Here is a 19,161-nt window from a genome sequence, read left to right on the forward strand (position 1 = left end):
TTAGCAAGTTCAAAATCTATTCAACTTTACAAAATCAACATACTCTTATTTTATGTAAAGCCACTTTAGTAGCTTAATAATAAGTTTGCTTTGTTTTAGTAGCATAACAATGCGAGGATTAAACGAGCCCGATACTAACGTATTTTTTGCATGACTGAACGTTAAAAACCCTTCTATACCATGATAATGCCCCATTCCTGAGTGCCCTACACCACCAAAAGGAGCATCGTCAGCAGTTACTTGCACTAGCGTGTCGTTTATTGCCACAGTTCCACTGATTGTTTGCTTCATAATGTATTCTTGAGCGTGCTTATCTTGTCCTAAAATATAAAGCGCTAATGGGTGGTGATGGGCTTTAATATAGTCAATTGCGCTGTCGAGCTTGTCATAACTCATTATTGGTAGTATTGGGCCAAATAACTCATCTTGCATAAGCTGCATTTCGTCAGTAACTTGAGTCACTAAGTGCAGCCCCATACGATGTTTTTGCTCATCTTGCTGGTTTTGCTCAAGTGGCTTAATAATGTTTGCGCCAAGCTCTTGGGCTTGCTCTAAGTAGGTTGCTAAACGTTTATAGTGTGCATCGCTAATAATAGAGGTTAAGTTTTTACCTTCAACACCGTCTTTAAAGTGCTTTTTATAAAGCTCGCATAATTGCTGAACCAATTGATGCTCAAGCTCTTTGGGTACAAATACGTAGTCGGGTGCAACGCATATTTGCCCTGCGTTGGCCATTTTTCCAAACAGTAAAGCTTGCGCCGCTTTTTTAATATCGGCATTTTGCGTAATAATAACTGGCGATTTACCACCGAGTTCGAGCGTTACTGGTGTTAAATTACGACTCGCTGACGCCATTACTAATTTACCAACGGCCGATGACCCCGTAAATAATAAATGAGCAAATGGCAGTGATGAAAACTGCGCGGCTACGTCGCTACCGCCTTGTATTATTTTGCAATGCGTTTGCATGTCGTCTTTAAATATTTTTTCGATAACGGCGTTTGTGTGAGGTGTAAACTCGCTTAATTTAAGCATCACTCTATTACCGGCAGCTATGGCGGTAAGCACAGGTACTAACGCTAACTGAATGGGGTAATTCCACGGTGCAATAATACCAACCACACCTTTAGGTTGGTAATTAACACTTACTTTTGAAGGCCACAAGCTTAAACCTACAGAGCGGTTACTTGGCTTTGCCCATTTTGGTAGCTTTTTGATAATGTGCGCGAGTGTTTGAACCGTAGGCAATATATCGCCAAGTAAAGTATCGAAAGCGGTTCTGTAACCAAAGTCTTTTGAAGCAGCATCTACTAGCTCTTGCTCAAGTTCAACAATACGTACACGGAGTTTTTTTAATAAAACGAGACGTTTATCAATTGGCAAGTAAGGTGTTTCGAGAAAGCTTTTTTGCAATTCATCAAATTGGGGAATTAAAGGCATTGCCTGTGATGTGTCGGTGCTCAAAATAGATTACTCAATTTTTAAAGTTACCGCAGACTATAACCTTGTTCTGTTTTTCGAGCAATAACACTAATTATCTAAAAAAGAGCTTCTTGAGCAATATAAATAAGTATAAAGAGTAGCTTTGTTTAAAACTGTAAATATAAACAAAGCTACTGTTTGGAACTAATTTAGTACAGCTTTAAAAGCCAAATACTTGCGCTGCGATAGTCATTGTCACTAGCGTAATTAATACAATGGCGACAATATTTAGCACAAAGCCGGCTCTTATCATGTCGCGCATTTGAATTTGCCCAGAGCCAAAAACGATAGCGTTTGGTGGTGTCGCTACTGGCATCATAAATGCGCAACTACATGCAATAGCGGCAGGAATAACCCATACAAGTGGCGAACCTGTTATAGATTCTGCAACGGGTCCTAACAAAGGAAGAAAGCCAGCAGCAGTCGCTGTATTACTCGTGATCTCCGTTAAAAACGTAATTAATGCCACAACAACAAGTACGCTCATAACAAGTGGAATAGTACTTACACCTTCTATCATTTGGGCAATAAAATCAGCAAGACCTGATGATTTTATTTGAGATGCTAATGTTAATCCGCCTCCAAACAAAAGTAGCACACCCCACGGTACCTCTGACGCGTGATGCCAATCAAGAATACGCTCATCTTTGTCTTTATTCGCTGGCATTACAAACAACAGCAATGCCGCCGCAATTGCAATTGTAGTATCTGAAATATTAAGACCTGTTATATCACCTAATAAAGGTCTAAATATCCAACAAAGTGCAGCAAGTACAAATACAAACAACACGCCTTTTTCTGCACGTTGCATTACTCCAAGGTTTTTTAACTGCGTTGAAAATACCGCTTTCGTATCAATTTTTTGATCGTTTTTAACATTAGCATCTACTTTATACGCAAATTTAGTAAGCCAAACCCAGCTAATAATTAGCATGCTTAAAGACAGAGGTACACCTATAATCATCCACTGAGCAAAGCCAATTTCTATTTGGTAACTATCTGATAAGTAAGCAGCCATTAAGGCATTAGGCGGAGTACCGATTAAAGTAGCAATACCACCAATACTTGCACCATAAGCGATTGATAACAGTAAAGCCTTACCAAACCCTTCATTACCCGGGTCTGATTGCTTAACTAAACTGGTAATTGAAAGTGCAATAGGTAGCATCATTACGGCTGTAGCCGTATTAGACATCCACATCGACAAAAATGCGGTTACCAGCATCATAGCTAAAATTTGTAAACTTGGTTTTTTACCCGCATATAGCATAGTGCTTAGCGCAATACGTTTATGTAACCCCCAACGCTCCATAGCAATTGAGATTAAAAACCCGCCTAAAAATAAAAAGATTAACGGGTGTGCATACGGCGCGGCCACACTTTTTATTGCTGCTATGTCAGCCAGTGGTGATATTACCAGTGGTAGCAATGCAGTTGCCGGAATTGGTACAACTTCACTTACCCACCACGATGCCATCCAAAACGCTAAACCTGCGGTTTTAAATGCGGCTACAGACATACCCGTTGGTGGATCGAGTAAACATGTTAATAGCATTACTAAAGGGCCCAGTACTAAAAAAAGCCATTGAAAATGTCTGTTCTTACCTGGTTCTTGCGTCAATATATTATCTGTCATGGCTAGCCTCTAAAACTTGTATTTAAGACCAAGCGCAACACTGCTGTCGTCTTGTTCTTCTAAATTAAGATCGGTATATAAAAGGTAAGCTGTTGTTTGCTTATCAAATACATAGTCAAGGCCTGTGCTCCATTGCGTTGCCTCAGATGCTTGACGAAGAGTTGAGTCATCTTTAGCAAATTGAATTTTTGGCACCCACTTATCAAGTGTATAACTGGCACTTAATACGTAACCATTGCCCGACTTACTGCCATCTACTGATTCTGAATGCTGGTACAGCGCACCTAACTGTAATTGTTCGAACTTATAAACACCAACAAGGCGGCTTGCTTTTACATTGTTAAGTGAATCTACATGACTGAACGACACATAATATGAAGTACTTTTTAAATTACGGTCGCCATAAATAAGCGTAGCAGCAAAGCCTGCTTTATCGTCTTTATTGTCATCTTTTGGCGCATAAGTAAATGAAAACTGCGTATTATGCCAATAGTTTGAGGTGTAAGTTATAGTATCACCGAGGCGGTCTTGGCCTGCAATAACCTGTGCCATATCGGCTTGAGTTTCGTTAAAGTTATCGAGTTTACCTTCAGAGTATTTAAAACGAGTGTCGTTACGACCTACAACAACTTCACCAAACGCGCCTTTTAAACCTAAGTAAGTATTACGTGCTGTGAAAGGCTCTTGCGTATCATCTTCTTCAAAACCTTTAACTTGTACCTCATATTTAAAAACAGCACTTAAATATTCGTTAAGTTTATGATCGCCCTTAATACCAATACGCGAGTATGGCGCTTCAATTTGAGTACCCTCTTCGGCATAACGCATTATGCCCGTATCAGTACTGGCAATTTGTACTTCAGCTTTACCGTATACAGCGTACTCTGCAGCAAAAGATGTGTGTGAAAACGTAGCTAAGCAACCATAGGATAGAAATAAAATACAGGTGTGTGTAGTTTTTGTCATCGTGTGCCCTAATTATTAGAATCTACTTGTTGTAGCGCTAATAAGGCAACTTTACTGCCAAGTGTATAAAAGCAATCTATTTCAATAGCTTACTAAAATAAGTCGTTTAATTTAAATAAAAGGGTGTGAATTACCACACATAAGAAAGTGGGTCTTGTCACCAAACCCACACATTTAGTCAGTAAACATATCTCTATTAAGATTGTATTTACTCATTTTATCGTAAAGTGTTTTACGAGCAATTTGCAGTGTTTCCATGGTGTTTTTAATACTGCCGTGGTTTTGCTCAAGCGCGTACTCAATAAGTGACTGCTCATAAAAAGAGACTTTTTCAGATAAGCTTAAATCGGGAGATAAGCCACCTAATTGTTGTGTTTTAACTTCAGCAAAAGCAAGTTCGGCACCAAGTAATACAGCTCGCTCTGCTTGATTTCTTAGCTCTCTCACATTGCCCGGCCAGTCATAGGCAACTAACCGCTGTTGTATTTCGTAATTTACTGCCGCCGGCGGCTTATGATAGCGAGTTGCAGCAATAGAGCTAAAGTGTTTAAACAAAAGTAATATGTCAGCTTTTCGCTCTCGTAATGGCGGAATATTAACGTTAACCAAACTAAGTCTGTAGTATAAATCAGCTCTAAAATCACCCTTTTCAACTAACGCAAGTAAGTCTACTTTTGTAGCTGCAACAATTCTGATGTCTAAATCAATTGCTTTGTTATCGCCTACAGGTGTTACTTTTCGCTCTTCTAATACGCGTAATAACTTAACTTGCAGTGCCATTGGAGTGCTTTCTATTTCATCTAAAAAGACCGTACCACCTTGTGCATATTCAAACTTACCTTTTCGACTTTGAGTAGCCCCTGTATAGGCACCACTTGCTGCACCAAACAATTCGCTTTCTATTAACTGCTCTGGTACTGCGCCACAATTAATAGCAACAAAATTACAGCTAGAGCGATTACTCTGATCGTGTAGATACCGCGCTACAAGTTCTTTACCTGTGCCAGTTTCACCTTCAATCATTACATCGGTTGGGGTATCTATAATTGTGTTTAATAAGTGCATCATGTGTTGCATTTTAGGTGTGTCACCTAGTATGCGTACACCTGGGGCTGAGGTTTTCTGTACAGCCACTTTTAATGCGCGGTTCTCCATAACAAGGCTTCGTTTGTCGCACGCTCGTGCTATGCAATCAAGAAGATGTTCGTTAACTGGTTTTTCAAATAAATCATACGCACCTAATTGCATCGCTTTAACTGCTATCGATACATCAGCGTAACCAGTTAAAAATATTACAGGGAGCTCACTATCAAAAGCCGTTATTTGCTCTAAAAGCGTTAAGCCATCCATGTTCGGCATATTTATATCGCTCAGCACAACTCCAGCAAAGCGCCTATTGAGTTTGCTAAGAGCGGTACTTGCGTCATTAAAGCACTCAACGGTGTATCCTTCGAGAGTGAGCAATTGCTTTAAAGAGTCTCTGATCATTGCTTCATCATCAATGACTATTATGTGATTACATGGGGAGCTATCAATCATCTTTATTTTCCTGCCTGTTAGAGAGGCTAATTATAAATTCAGCCCCGCCTTCAACTCGATTGTGCGCGCTCAAACAACCATTAAACGAATCTATTATTTGTTTTGATATAGATAAACCAAGGCCTAAACCTTTACTTGATTTAGTACTATAAAAAGGTTCAAACAAATTACCAAATGCATGTTGTTCAATACCAGAGCCAGTATCTAAAATCGACAGTTTTACTCGCTCTTCAAAACACTCCAGTTGAAAACTTAAGTTACGAATAATTGCACCATTCATAGCTTGGCTAGCATTAGTAATTAAATTAACGAGTACTTGTTCAAATTTAAGCGAATCGACCCACACAACGACTGTTTCATCAAACTGAGGTGGCTCTACTTGTACGTTATCTTGCTTTAACTGCGCGCTAGAAATCATTAATGCGTTATTAACAAGCCCTGCAAGAGGGTAAGGTCTGAGCTGCATTTTTGAAGGTTTACTAAAATGCTTTAACTGACCTACAATTTGGTGCACTCGATTAACTAATCCCTCAATCACTACTAAGCTTTCACCAAGTGCTGAAGTATTTCCTTTAGCTAATAAACGCTTTGCCGAAGCTAAATAAGTATTAATAGCACTGAGCGGCTGGTTTATTTCGTGGTTGATTCCTGCACTTAGCTGTCCTATTGTCGCAAGCTTTGCAGACTGCACTAAAGCCGTTTGTACTTTTTCCAAAGCCTGAGTGCGCTCAAGGACTTCAAGTTCAAGGCTATGTCTGGAGTACACCAGCTTTTTATAACCCGCAAACCGAGTTAATAAAATATAACTAATAATAATAACTAAGCTACAGATAATAAATACCCAAAATAAGCGAGGCAGTTGAGCTGAATTAACTTTTGTTATATCAACAAGTACGTTCATTGTGGCATTAAAATATCGTAAAGGTCTTTGCGACATTACGTAAAGTTTTTTATCTATTTTTAAATGTTTAATACCTTCATTAGAAAATTGAAACTGCTTAATATACAAAGGCTGATGATCTAAATAAGCCCGACGAGATTTAATATCTCTGCGCATAGTTATATCAAGTTCAGTGAAGCTGTTTAATCGCCACGTTTGCATATCTGACATTGCAATTACCTCATCTGCAAGCTGCAAAAAAAAGTGACTACCCTTTGAAGTATTTAGAAGCTCTCTGTCATCCTCAAATTTACTTACATTCACTTTTAACACAACAACACCAATGGCTTTATTGTCGCGATATACTGCTTGTGAAAAGTAAATACCACGCTCTTTAGAGCGCATGCCTAATGCAAAGTACGCTACTTTTTCGCCTGCAAATGCACGTTTGAAATAAGGTCTAAACGCAAAGTTGCTACCTAAAAAAGTATAATCTGCTTGCCAATTACTACTGGCAATAACTTCGCCTTGAGTATTTAGAACAAAAATATCTGAGGAACCGCTAGCTTGTTGAATATCAGCAAGGTAGTTATTAATAGCGTTATAGTGCTGTGGCTGCGCATCTACAAAGTCTATCATTAACGAGTTATAGGTAAGTAACTGGGGAATAGCAGAAAAACGAGCAAGCTCAGTATCAATATAGTTATTTAATTGCGTAACTTGGCGCTCAGCCTGGTAGGTTGCTTGCTCAACATCATGAGAACGACCAAGCCAAAACGTAACAACTAATATAAGTACGAGTAACACACAAACAGTAATGATTTTTTTAGAAAAAGAAAACATGAAGAACTCGCAAAAAATAGCCAAGAAAATTTTAGGGCGCTAGTGTAACGGCTAATCTCTAGCAGAGATATAAACTTTTTGTTAACAACAGTTTTAAAGTGTTTAAAAACAAAAATCGCCGTAAACAACTACGTTTACAGCGATCTGTTTAGCATTAAATTAAAAAACAATTAATTTGTAGCTAATGTTGATCTATTTTTAACATATTTATATAAGCCAATTAACGACGCTGCAATCCAAAATATTTCGATTACAAAGCTCGCTAAATTAAAGTTATAACAAAGGCTAATTAACAGTAAAATTGCCCCTGTTAAATTCATCATATTATACGTTAAGCTAGCTGGAGATGTTTTACCTAGCTGCAGTAAAAAAAATGAACCAACTACTAAAAAAGTACCTGTCATGCCTATGATGTCAAATAAGAGTGCTATCACGAAACTATCCTTTATCCATTTTTAAATAACCCAATAAACTGGCCCGATCCATGGGGAGGGTATTTTTTCATTCATTGAAACAGCAAACCGGGCGATTCTATCAATATGGTAAATTCTAACAAGGCCATATGTCCGCATGCACAAGGCTTTATACTTATTCGCTTAATTAAGTATTATTGCGGTTTAGTATTACTTCATATACCTTATTTAAAGGTTACTTTGCCGCCAATTATTTTATAGGCCGGCGCACCGCGAATAATCGCTTCTCGGGCAAATGGCCGGCTACAGTTAGGGCAAATACAAGCCTCTGTTGTAAAGTCTTGGCTAATACGCTCTTTAAAGCACTTAATTAATGCTCCTTTCCCCCCTTTTCGATATTTAAATAAAGAGGCTTTACAAGCAGAGCAAAAAATATCAACCGTTTTAGTAGGGCCTTTTTTGTTGGGTTTTGCCATTACGTCCTGCGGTATTATATAAAGAGTAATTAGCAATTATATCAGTTTAGATGGGTAAAGGTTACCACCTCTGACTTAGAATTTAGATACGGCAGACTTAATCTATAAAGGCCCATTAAAATATAGCCCTTATAAAATAAACACATCCTAATCTTTAAAAAAGAAGCGGTTTAACTGAGATGACAATACATTCATATTAAAAGGTTTGACTATAAACCCTGATACCTTAGCTGCAATAACTTGCTTAACTTTATCTGTACTGTCTTCACAAGTAACCATTAAAACGGGAATATCAGCGAGTTCTTTATCTTTTCGAATGTTAGTAAGTAAACTAACGCCATCCATTTTTGGCATATGAAGGTCAGTAATAACCAAATCGAAATGTTGATTACGCAGAAATACCAAAGCTTGCAATCCATCAGTTGCTTCAACGATATTGCTATACTCTAGTTTTCTAAGCATATTAATTAGTACGTGTCGCATGAGTGGCATATCATCAACAACTAATATTTTCATTAGTTTCTTTACCAAATTGTATAACGGGATTATATAAAACTACTCTACTCGTAGATAAGGATCAAATTTGGATTTGCTGATTATTTAAATCTTACGGCCATATCCCTAAAATGAGCCCCATTAACGAAAATTGTAAAATATGGTACCCCCCGTTAATTAAAAAAAGCTTTAGAGGGCGTTGCTCAAATATATAACTCAATCCAAATGAACTACTGATCCAAAAAAAGCCGATCACAAAGCCGGCTCCTATACTTTCACCTACGCTTGCATCCTTACCTAAAAAAAGAGATAGCATTAAAGCCGCTATAAAAACTAAAAAAAAACTGCCACCAAATATCAACTTAGGGTTAGCCGATTGTAAATCCAGATCAGTTAAGCCAATACTTTCTAGCCATGCATTTTTAAAGAGAGCTTTTGAATACCATATACCACCAAGCATAAAAGAAGACAGCGTAGCCACTAGTATCGCAAAATAATCAACATCTAAAAGGTTCATACAAACAGCCGTATACAAAAAGTGTAATACCGTTTGGTATTAAATATTAACGGTATAAAGATACTCCCAATGTAGTTATAAATAGGGGATTGAGCAAATGGCCTAACTTAAATTAATTTTTGGTATAGAAGATAATTATAAAAATAAAATTTATAAATCGCCAAATTTTGCATTGGTCAATAAGGCTAAATCAGTTGGCGAGAGTGCTATTTCTAAGCCTCTTTTTCCGGCGCTCACATAAATAGTGTCAAAGAGAGAAGCACTGCTATGAATAAACGTAGCTAGACGTTTTTTTTGTCCAAGCGGACTCACCCCTCCTAAAATATAACCGGTACTAACTTGTACTTTTTGTGGGGCAGCCATAATTACTTTTTTAGCACCACATAGTTTAGCTAACTGTTTTAAATTGACTTGTTGAGATACAGGTGTAACAGCAACAATCAGTTGCCCTTCATGTGTTTCAAGTACTAAGGTTTTAAATACTTGTGCACTGTCTAAATTTAACTTTTCAACGGCTTCAAGCCCGTAGTGGCTATTATTCTTATCGTGCTCATAACTGAGGACTTCAAAGGTTTTTTTTTGCTTTTTAAGTAGATCTATTGCTGGTGTCATGCTGTTTCATCTTTTTTATTCACAGTAACAAAAATTAAGTTTAAAGCAAAAAAAAACGACGCTAAAAGCGTCGTTTTTTTGTTTATAATAATTTAAATTTATTTAGTTAAATCATCAAAAAACTTTTTAACACCGTCAAAAAAGCCTTGCTCTTTAGGACGGTTTTTAGAGCTATCTGTGCCCATGCTTTCATCTAACTCTTGAAGTAGTTCACGTTGACGCTCGTTAAGATTAACTGGCGTTTCGATTACCACTTTACAAATTAGATCGCCTTGTGCACCACTGCGTACAGACTTAACACCTTTGCCACGCATACGGAACATTTTGCCCGTTTGAGTTTCAGACGGTATTTTAAGTTTTGCACGACCATCAAGTGTTGGCACCTGAATTTCGCCACCAAGGCCTGCTGTAGTAAAGCTAATTGGTACTTCACAATATAAATTATTCGCTTCACGTACAAATATTTCATGTTCACGAACCGATACTTGCACATACAAGTCGCCCGATGGCGCGCCATGCATTCCGGCTTCGCCTTCACCCGTTAAGCGGATACGGTCGCCTGTATCAACGCCAGCTGGAATTTTAACTGAAAGCGTTTTAGTTTTTTCTACGCGGCCTTGTCCATGACAACTGTTACAAGGGTCTGAAATAATTTGACCTTGTCCCTGACACGTTGGACACGTTTGCTGAACAGCAAAGAAACCTTGGCGCATTTGCACCTGGCCAGCACCATGACATGTAGTACATGTTTTAGGCTTAGAACCCGCTTTAGCACCACTGCCATCACATGGCTCACAACCAACCCATGTAGGTACTTTAATTTCAACTTCTTTACCACGAACAGCTTCTTCTAAGCTTAAGTCCATGTTGTAACGTAAATCAGATCCACGTTGTTGGCGAGATTGACGTCGACCACCGCCGCCACCAAAAATATCGCCAAATACATCGCCAAATACATCACCAAAGTCACCATGTCCGCCACCAAAACCACCGTGACCACCGCCACCACCTTGTTCAAAGGCTGCGTGACCATGTTGGTCATACATTTGACGTTTTTGATCATCGGTTAGTATTTCGTACGCTTCTTTAACTTCTTTAAATTTTATTTCGAGATCTTTATCGCCTGCGGTACGATCTGGATGATATTTCATCGCTAAGCGTTTATACGCTTTTTTTATGTCTCGCTCACTCGCATCTTTGCTTACGCCGAGGACTTCGTAATAATCGCGTTTTGACATATCTATCACACTACTCTTTTCTGTTTACAGCGTAAGCTGCTGGATAAACCGATAAATCGCATCGATTTATCATTGAATTTTTAAACCTTGAATACATGCAAAAGGCGCGACAAGCTATTGCTCGCGCGCCTCAATTGTTCATCCTAACCTAAACACCTAACTGAGTTAAGTGTTTTTGGCTAGCGAGAAGCGGTAGCAACAATTACTTGTCGTCTTTCACTTCTTCGAACTCTGCATCAACAACGTCGTCGTCTTGCTTAGTTGACTGTTGTTCGCCAGCGTCTGCTGAACCTTGCTGTGCTTTCGCTTGAGCAATTTCCATTAGTTTTTGAGACTTTTCAGCAAGAGCTTGAGTTTTAGCTTCAATCTCTTCTTTATTGTCGCTCTTAATTGCAGCTTCTAAATCTACAACAGCCGCTTCAATTGCTTCTTTGTCTTCGTTTGGTAATGCATCGCCAGCTTCTTCAATTTGCTTACGTGTACCGTGAACTAAAGCGTCAGCTTGGTTACGAGCAGCTACAAGTTCTTCAAACTTTTTATCGTCTTCAGCATGTGCTTCTGCATCACGAACCATCGCTTCAATTTCGTCATCGCTTAAGCCTGAAGATGCTTGAATCGTAATTTTTTGCTCTTTACCTGTATCTTTATCTTTCGCAGATACATGTAAGATACCATCGGCATCAACATCAAATGTTACTTCGATTTGTGGTGTACCACGTTGTGCTGGACGAATACCTTCTAGGTTAAATTGGCCTAGAGATTTATTGTCGCTTGAACGTTTACGCTCACCTTGAAGTACATGAATTGTTACAGCAGATTGATTATCTTCAGCTGTTGAGAACGTTTGCGATTTCTTAGTAGGAATCGTCGTGTTTTTCTCAATCAATGCAGTCATTACTGAACCCATTGTCTCAATACCTAGAGATAATGGAGAAACGTCTAGTAATAGTACATCTTTAACGTCACCAGCAAGTACACCACCTTGAATCGCTGCGCCTACGGCTACTGCTTCATCAGGGTTGACATCTTTACGAGGTTCTTTACCGAAGAACTCTGCAACGATTTTTTGTACTAAAGGCATACGTGTTTGACCACCAACAAGAATAATGTCGTTGATGTCGCTTACTGATAAATCAGCATCAGCAAGTGCACGTTTAAGTGGCTCAATTGTTTTAGTTACTAAATCTTCAACTAGTGACTCAAGCTTAGCACGTGTTAGTTTCACGTTCATGTGCTTAGGACCAGATGCATCAGCAGTTACATACGGAAGATTTACTTCTGTAGACTGTGCAGATGAAAGTTCAATTTTTGCTTTTTCAGCAGCTTCTTTAACACGTTGCATTGCAAGCGGATCATTTTTAAGGTCTAAGCCTTGATCTTTCTTGAATTCAGCTACTAAGTAGTTGATTACGCGGTTATCGAAATCTTCACCACCTAAGTGAGTGTCGCCGTTTGTAGCAAGTACTTCAAAAGTGTGCTCGCCTTCAACTTCATCAATTTCAATGATTGATAAATCGAAAGTACCGCCACCTAAGTCATATACTGCAACTACGTTTTCGCCACGGTTTTTATCCATACCGTAAGCAAGTGCCGCAGCCGTTGGCTCATTGATAATACGTTTAACTTCAAGACCCGCAATACGACCAGCATCTTTCGTAGCTTGACGTTGTGAATCATTAAAGTATGCAGGTACTGTGATTACGGCTTCAGTTACTTCTTCACCTAAGAAGTCTTCAGCTGTTTTCTTCATTTTTTTCAGTACTTCAGCAGAAATTTGTGGTGCAGCGCGTTTTTCGCCGCCCGCTTCTACCCATGCATCGCCGTTATCAGCTTTAACAATTTTAAACGGCATGATGCCGATATCGCGTTGTACTTCTTCGTCTTCAAAACGACGACCAATTAAACGCTTAATTGCAAATAATGTGTTTGTCGGGTTAGTAACCGCTTGACGCTTAGCAGATTGACCTACTAATGTTTCGCCGTCTTGCGTGTAAGCAATAATAGACGGGGTTGTGCGATCGCCTTCCGCGTTTTCAATAACACGTGCTTTGCCACCATCAAGTACTGCAACACAAGAGTTTGTAGTACCTAAATCGATTCCAATAATTTTACCCATGAAACTTCTCCAACTTCAATATTCGTTAATACGTTCGATGACATAGTAAATAGGGATGCGCCAAACTTATTTCAACTGTAAAAATGAAAAAAAATTCATTTTTTATGATTTATTTACAAAATAACCCTAATAATTGTAAGGAATGGTGATTTTTACACCGCCAGGGACGCTTTTAATTACTGGTCTGACTAGTTTGATTGTGTTATAAATTTATTAAATCGCACTACAAAAGGATATCTTCTATGCATTTTGAACAATTACTTCAGCAAGCTTCAAAAATTGGAAATTTAGACAATACCGAACAATCAACTAGCACAATGCAATTCCCAGAAAACTGGTGTCAGGGCAGAACTGCTTTTGGTGGGCTTTCGGCTGCGCTGTTATATCAAGCAATCAGAGGCAAGGTAACGGATGATCGTCGCTTACTTTCACTCAGTACTAATTTTGTAGGGCCATTACTTGCCGATACCTCTTTTTCATTGTCTGTTGAAATACTGCGCCAAGGTAAAAGCAGTACACAGGTACTTGCCAAAGCGATTCAAAATGAACAAGTGTGCGTAATTGTACAAGCGTGTTTTGCTAAAAGTAGAGAGTCGGGTATTAATGTGCCTGTTTCGAAGTCTTTGGGTTTAAAGCCAGTAGATGAGCGCCACACGTTACCTTTTATAAAAGGTCAGATGCCTGAATTTTTCCAACATGTTGATTTATGCCCCCAACAAGGTGCTATGCCATTTAGTAGTGCAGAAACTTCTCACTTAGGTGGCTGGATGCGGTTTAAACATACGCCCGAACAAATAACTGAAGCCCATGTGATTGCACTTACCGATGCATGGCCGCCAACACTTTTACAAATGTTTAAACAACCCGCTCCTGCAAGTAGCATGTCGTGGTATTTAGAATTTGTGCAAGAGCCAAACTTAACACCTGGAGAATGGCTTGGCTTTGAAGCAATTACTCATCATTCAAAAGATGGATACGGTTTAGAGGATGGCTGTATATGGTCGCAGTCGGGTGAGCTAATAGCGCTTACACGTCAAACAGTGGCTTTATTTGATTGATGAATGGGTTTGGCCTTCATCAACAATCCTTTTATAAGTACCATTTTGCTTGATGAGCGCCAAACCAATATCAAACTCAGTAGCTAAAACGAGGTTATTAAAATAAGCAGGTCGATCTGCTTTTGGAAATAAAGTGTAAATTTGCACAGCTTCGGGGGATTTATGCCGATTGTAGTAATAGTAAAAAATACGCTTATCTAACACAATTACATCAACCCAACCTTTTAACAGCTTATCTACCTGCGCTTTTTGATTAATAACCTCTTGATATGAGCTAAAGTGTTTAACATTCCTTTTAAATATAGGAGGCAGATATGCCGTTGCATTTTGAAAAGCAAGAACGTTTTTATTAAACGTGCCTTCTATTTTATCAATGTTATATCTATTTCGCTTGAGTGTAATAGCTACATTTTCATAACTAAGTACCGTTTTACTTGGATAAATACCCGCACTAATTCCTCCAGCATAATTTAAAAGTATATCTACTCCATTATTATGTAATTGATGCTCAGCGCGTTTATTCGACATATATTGCATATTAATATTGGCAAATCCATTGGCCTTTAACGCGGCTTTTATTAAATTTAGGTGTATACCCGAGTCCGTTTTTACAAAAACATAGGGTGGAATTGATGCGCTCGCAGCGATCATTACCTCTCGCTCTTTATTAATAGCCACAGCATTTTGCGAGCAAACAAAGAGCCACACTAATATGTAGTAAAAATAATATTTCACACGCTTCCTTTATATAACGAACAGCTTGATGGCAGAACGCGTTGTATTAATGTATTAAATATAGCAAAATTGAAGAAATATTCTTCTTGCTTGGTATTAAATTGCAAACTGTATGCCCCTGCTGCGATCTGATCATAGATATACCTCGCATAATCGCAAAACAAATGGCGATATGCCCACATTGCCACCATAAACTTTGCGAAGCCGATGTTAATCACGATAGTCGTATAGTTGCACTAAGCTTTAGCGCACTATTAATGCTGCTGAGCAGTATGTTTTACCCTTTTATTTCTTTTAGCAGTAGTGGTATTACTCAAACTATTACTCTGCCCGACGCGGCTCGGATTTTATTTAATTACGATAGTGAACTGCTTGGCTTATTTATCGATTTGAGCATTATTGCTCTGCCTATGGGTTTGCTTCTTATTTTAATTCCTTTGCATCTTGGGCTTTTAAAAACATTACCAGAGGGCATAGCAAGGCGACTACTAAAGTTCACCCTTGCGTTAGAACCGTGGATTATGTCGGAAATATTTTTAATTGGCGTACTTGTTAGTATGGTTAAAATCATGTCGCTGGCTGATATTAGCTTTGGCACGAGTTTTTGGGCTTATGTGGGGTTTGTTATTTTATACATAGCCGCGCTTGTTCACTTAAATCGCCCACGCTTATGGGCTCAAATAAAGCCTGTAAAAGTACTCGAAGGCGCAGAGCATGCTAAACGTGCAATAGATGAAAATATTAAAGCCTGCCATGTGTGCCACCAACTATGTACCGGTAATATTTGTCAGCGTTGCCATACAAAAACGCACGTTAGAAATCCTTACAGCGTACAAAAAGCAGCAGCTTGGCTAATTACCTCTGTTGTTTGTTATATTCCAGCTAATGTGTTGCCTATTATGCACACCACTAGCCTTGGGGATGAATCCCCTTCAACTTTAATTGGTGGCGTAATTACACTTTGGAAAAGTGGCTCCTACCCTATTGCCGCTATTATATTTTTAGCCAGCGTTGTGGTGCCACTTGCTAAAGCTTTTGTATTGAGCTTTTTATGCTTTATGGTAACGAGGCCTGCCAATAAACATACAAAAAGTTATACCCGAATTTATCAACTGACTGAGTTTATTGGAAAATGGTCGATGATAGATGTATTCGTGGTTGCTATTTTAGTTGCCTTAGTTCAACTGGGTAATTTAATGTCAGTAACACCAGGATTAGGCATTGTATTTTTTACAGTTATGGTAATATGCCAAATGATGGCTGCCCATGCCTTTGACCCACGCTTGTTGTGGGATTCCCCTAAAAACAAAAAATCAGAGAACAAAGCATGACCGAAACTGCCGAAATAACAAAAGAACCGAAAATTTCCGCTATCTGGATCATTCCGGCAATTGCGCTGTTAGTGGGCATGTGGATGTTATACCAATACCAAGCTAATAAAGGCCCTACAATTTTTATCGAAATGCCACAAGCTGAGGGTATTATTGCAGGTAAAACTGAAATAAAAGTGCGCAGTGTAAAAATAGGTCAAATTGATCATGTTCGACTATCAGACACCCAAGACAGCGTTATTGCCCGTGCGCAAATAGACAAAAACTACAATAACTTATTAACTGATGATGCCAAAATTTGGGTCGTAAAACCACGCATTGATGAAACGGGTATTAGCGGAATGAGCACGCTATTATCTGGTGTATATTTAGAGTTTTCACCCGGTGAAAGTAAAGAGCTAAAAGAGCGTTTTAAATTACAAGACGAACCCGCCCTCATTGGTAAAGATGTGAAAGGTGGCCGTTTCAAATTAATGAGTTACAACGCTGAAGTGCTTGATGTGAGTACTGGTATATTTTTCAAAAATTACAAAATAGGTCAAATAGAAACCGCCACTTTTGATTGGGAAAACCAAGCAATGAAGTACGGCGTATTTATTAAAGAACCTTATCAAAATCTCATCACCATGAACTCTATTTTTTGGGTGAACGCAGGGATTGAAATTGACCTATCTGCCGATGGCATCAATATTAATACGGGCTCTTTAAGTAAACTTTTAAAAGGCGGCATTTCGGTTGGCTTACCTGAGCAACAGGCCCCGGGTGAAATAGCACAAGATGGGCATAGCTTTTCATTGAGCCAAAGCTATAAAGAAGCGCTAGAAGAGCGCTTTTACGATTTTGATTACTACCTCATTGAATTTGAACAATCAGTTCGAGGACTACGCACAGGTGCTCCTGTCGAATATAGAGGTATGCGTGTAGGTACTGTTGTTGAAACCCCTGCCAATGTAATTATTGACGGTAAACCTGCCCACTTTAGAAACCATAATACGGCGGTTCCAGTACTTATAAAAGTAGAATACGGACGCTTGTATCACGACAGTGCCTCAGCTAAAGAGTATTGGCAAGGTAGTTTAAAAGGCTGGATTGAAAGTGGTATGCGCGCCTCGTTAAAGCCTGGTAATTTATTAACGGGTGCAGTGTACGTTGATTTTGATATATACCCAGATGCACCGCAAGCACACCTAGGTAAACTTGTGCAGTATGATGTTTTTCCGAGTATTTCTAGCGGCATAACCGTATTAGCAGACCAAGTCTCTGACGTACTTAATAAAGTAAATAACTTAAAAGTTGAAGATAGCTTAGAACAAATGCAAGCCACATTTACCGATTACCGAGCGCTTGCTAATGAAATGCGAGAGCTACTAAGCCAAAAAGATACACAAAACTTACCAGGTGACTTTAATCGTAATTTCGAAAAGATGACAAAAAGTATGGAGCAGTTTGAAGTAACTATGCGCCAATTTGATAAAACCATGGCCAGTTACCAAGCAGGTTCTGAACTTCATCATCAAATACAGCAAACATTAAAAGAGTTTAAACGTTTAAGTGAGGGCCTACAGCCTCTAACTCGCGGATTAAACGAGCAACCTAATATGCTAATTTTTGATAAATCATTACCAGCAGATCCAAAACCAAGGAAGCAATAATGAAATCGTTATTTTTAACTGCAAGTTTATTATTACTATTGGCAGGTTGTAGTTCATCAATACAAACTGCGACACAGTATTACCAGTTTGAGCAGCCTATTGGTGCCTCGTCTCGAAATGTGACAGACACAGACGCACAATTAAGAATACAAACAGTTGTACTTAGAGGTGCTTTAAATAATTTAGGTATTGCTATGAAAATAGATAGCAACCAAATTCATGCTGCAAATTACAACCTGTGGGGCGAATCGCCGGATGTAATGCTCACTGCAACAGCCCAGCAAACTCTTTTTAATGCTATGCCAAATTGGATGGTAATAAAGGGCTTACCGGTCATTACTGAACTCGATCAACAAACGTTTTATGAGCTTGAATACGAAATTCACCACTTTAATGGCGATATGGAAGGTAACGCTGATATTTCAGGGCTTTGGCGTTTATATTACACACACCCTGAAACAGGCCGACGTCTTATAAGTATTCATAATTTTTCAAACCTAGTACCTATAGATGATGATGGATACGACGGTTTAGTTTCAACGCTTGAAGCAACATGGCTAAATATAAACCTAAATGTTGCAAAACAAATAGAACAAGCAAGACTTTAATCATTAAGTGAAAATATAATTACGGCGGTTTTATCATCATTGATAACCGCCTTGCCCTTTATTTTAAAGCCCAATTTTAACAACACATTCTGCGATGCCCTATTATCTGGTGATGTTATTGCACACAGTTTTGTAATTCCAAATTCATGCTTATGTTGCAAAAGTGCGCTGGCCGCTTCAAAAACATAGCCCTTTTTTTCAAAACCGCTTACAAGTGCAAAACCTAAATCAGGTTGCAGTAACGCGGCGCGTTTATAAAACCCAACAACGCCAACCACTACAGCATTATGCAAAGTAATAATGTAAGGCCCAAAGCCTTGGCGTACATGAGAAGCAATAAATGACTGATTGATGTACGACTTGGCATCATCAAGGGTATAGATTGCTTTATCACCAATATGCTCTATGAAACTCGCCTGATTAACTAGCTTAAGTAAAATAGCTGCATCAAGCTCATTTGCATGGCGCAACAACAGTCGATTTGTTTTAAATACAGCGTTCAATGTAAGCTCCTCTAAAAAACTTTGTTTTGCATGTAACTTTTTGTTGACTGAAATTAAAAAG

Annotated in this window: 18 protein-coding genes; 4 read left to right on the forward strand and 14 right to left on the reverse strand. The window is 38.7% G+C overall.

The genetic code is table 11. From position 1 onward, the window contains the following. Positions 1-45 precede the first annotated feature (45 nt). The 12 genes from GQR45_RS01615 to dnaK all read right to left on the reverse strand — a co-directional run bounded on the left by GQR45_RS01615 (position 46) and on the right by dnaK (position 13,213). The gene (locus GQR45_RS01615) at positions 46-1,464 is read right to left on the reverse strand and encodes a coniferyl aldehyde dehydrogenase (RefSeq protein ID WP_206008495.1); all 1,419 of its coding nucleotides are present in this window, start codon (positions 1,462-1,464) and stop codon (positions 46-48) included. Positions 1,465-1,642: 178 nt separating this feature from the next. Further along, positions 1,643-3,118 (reverse strand): DASS family sodium-coupled anion symporter, encoded by a 1,476-nt coding sequence (locus tag GQR45_RS01620; protein ID WP_165724921.1) that lies wholly within the window; start codon positions 3,116-3,118, stop codon positions 1,643-1,645. A 9-nt stretch (positions 3,119-3,127) separates the two neighbouring features. After that, positions 3,128-4,084 carry a porin gene (locus GQR45_RS01625; RefSeq protein ID WP_024593158.1) on the reverse strand — a complete coding sequence of 319 codons (957 nt, stop codon included), beginning with the start codon at positions 4,082-4,084 and terminating at the stop codon, positions 3,128-3,130. Between the two features lie 174 nt (positions 4,085-4,258). Further along, the gene (locus GQR45_RS01630; RefSeq protein WP_010553935.1) at positions 4,259-5,623 is read right to left on the reverse strand and encodes a sigma-54 dependent transcriptional regulator; all 1,365 of its coding nucleotides are present in this window, start codon (positions 5,621-5,623) and stop codon (positions 4,259-4,261) included. After that, entirely contained in the window at positions 5,616-7,346 is a 1,731-nt protein-coding gene (locus tag GQR45_RS01635) for a cache domain-containing protein (protein WP_165724922.1), read from the reverse strand. The genes GQR45_RS01630 and GQR45_RS01635 overlap by 8 nt, the downstream gene beginning before the upstream one ends. Before the next feature lie 170 nt (positions 7,347-7,516). After that, complete coding sequence (locus GQR45_RS01640; RefSeq protein ID WP_010553937.1) at positions 7,517-7,780, reverse strand: hypothetical protein; 264 nt, start codon at positions 7,778-7,780, stop codon at positions 7,517-7,519. Positions 7,781-7,983: 203 nt separating this feature from the next. Further along, positions 7,984-8,235: a hypothetical protein gene (locus GQR45_RS01645; RefSeq protein ID WP_010553938.1), complete on the reverse strand. Its 252-nt coding sequence runs from the start codon at positions 8,233-8,235 to the stop codon at positions 7,984-7,986. Between the two features lie 147 nt (positions 8,236-8,382). Continuing rightward, a complete protein-coding gene (locus tag GQR45_RS01650) occupies positions 8,383-8,751 on the reverse strand; it encodes a response regulator (protein ID WP_010553939.1) in 369 nt (122 codons plus the stop codon). Between the two features lie 91 nt (positions 8,752-8,842). After that, positions 8,843-9,247: a DUF1761 domain-containing protein gene (locus tag GQR45_RS01655; RefSeq protein ID WP_165724923.1), complete on the reverse strand. Its 405-nt coding sequence runs from the start codon at positions 9,245-9,247 to the stop codon at positions 8,843-8,845. A 150-nt stretch (positions 9,248-9,397) separates the two neighbouring features. Then, complete coding sequence (gene ybaK / locus GQR45_RS01660) at positions 9,398-9,859, reverse strand: Cys-tRNA(Pro) deacylase (protein ID WP_010553941.1); 462 nt, start codon at positions 9,857-9,859, stop codon at positions 9,398-9,400. A gap of 98 nt (positions 9,860-9,957) precedes the next feature. Continuing rightward, on the reverse strand, positions 9,958-11,097 hold the full coding sequence (gene dnaJ, locus GQR45_RS01665) for a molecular chaperone DnaJ (protein ID WP_010553942.1): 1,140 nt from the start codon (positions 11,095-11,097) through the stop codon (positions 9,958-9,960). A 202-nt stretch (positions 11,098-11,299) separates the two neighbouring features. Next, positions 11,300-13,213: a molecular chaperone DnaK gene (dnaK, locus tag GQR45_RS01670; protein ID WP_008171317.1), complete on the reverse strand. Its 1,914-nt coding sequence runs from the start codon at positions 13,211-13,213 to the stop codon at positions 11,300-11,302. 242 nt (positions 13,214-13,455) lie between these two features. Here dnaK and GQR45_RS01675 point away from each other — a divergent pair, with 242 nt between their 5' ends. Beyond that, a complete protein-coding gene (locus GQR45_RS01675; protein ID WP_165724924.1) occupies positions 13,456-14,271 on the forward strand; it encodes a thioesterase family protein in 816 nt (271 codons plus the stop codon). Here GQR45_RS01675 and GQR45_RS01680 read toward each other — a convergent pair. Next, the gene (locus GQR45_RS01680) at positions 14,260-15,006 is read right to left on the reverse strand and encodes a transporter substrate-binding domain-containing protein (protein ID WP_165724925.1); all 747 of its coding nucleotides are present in this window, start codon (positions 15,004-15,006) and stop codon (positions 14,260-14,262) included. The genes GQR45_RS01675 and GQR45_RS01680 overlap by 12 nt on opposite strands. A gap of 164 nt (positions 15,007-15,170) precedes the next feature. On the opposite strand from GQR45_RS01680, the gene GQR45_RS01685 reads away from it, so the two are divergent. The 3 genes from GQR45_RS01685 to GQR45_RS01695 are packed head-to-tail and all read left to right on the forward strand — an operon-like array spanning position 15,171 to position 18,597. Then, positions 15,171-16,337 (forward strand): paraquat-inducible protein A, encoded by a 1,167-nt coding sequence (locus tag GQR45_RS01685; RefSeq protein WP_240920108.1) that lies wholly within the window; start codon positions 15,171-15,173, stop codon positions 16,335-16,337. Next, complete coding sequence (pqiB, locus tag GQR45_RS01690) at positions 16,334-17,989, forward strand: intermembrane transport protein PqiB (RefSeq protein ID WP_007582433.1); 1,656 nt, start codon at positions 16,334-16,336, stop codon at positions 17,987-17,989. The genes GQR45_RS01685 and pqiB overlap by 4 nt, the downstream gene beginning before the upstream one ends. Further along, positions 17,989-18,597 carry a PqiC family protein gene (locus tag GQR45_RS01695; RefSeq protein ID WP_007582431.1) on the forward strand — a complete coding sequence of 203 codons (609 nt, stop codon included), beginning with the start codon at positions 17,989-17,991 and terminating at the stop codon, positions 18,595-18,597. The genes pqiB and GQR45_RS01695 overlap by 1 nt, the downstream gene beginning before the upstream one ends. Here GQR45_RS01695 and GQR45_RS01700 read toward each other — a convergent pair. Then, positions 18,594-19,100: a GNAT family N-acetyltransferase gene (locus GQR45_RS01700; RefSeq protein WP_165724926.1), complete on the reverse strand. Its 507-nt coding sequence runs from the start codon at positions 19,098-19,100 to the stop codon at positions 18,594-18,596. The genes GQR45_RS01695 and GQR45_RS01700 overlap by 4 nt on opposite strands. Positions 19,101-19,161 lie beyond the last annotated feature (61 nt).

The sequence above is a fragment of the Pseudoalteromonas sp. SA25 genome (assembly GCF_011378705.1).
Lineage (GTDB): Bacteria > Pseudomonadota > Gammaproteobacteria > Enterobacterales > Alteromonadaceae > Pseudoalteromonas > Pseudoalteromonas arctica.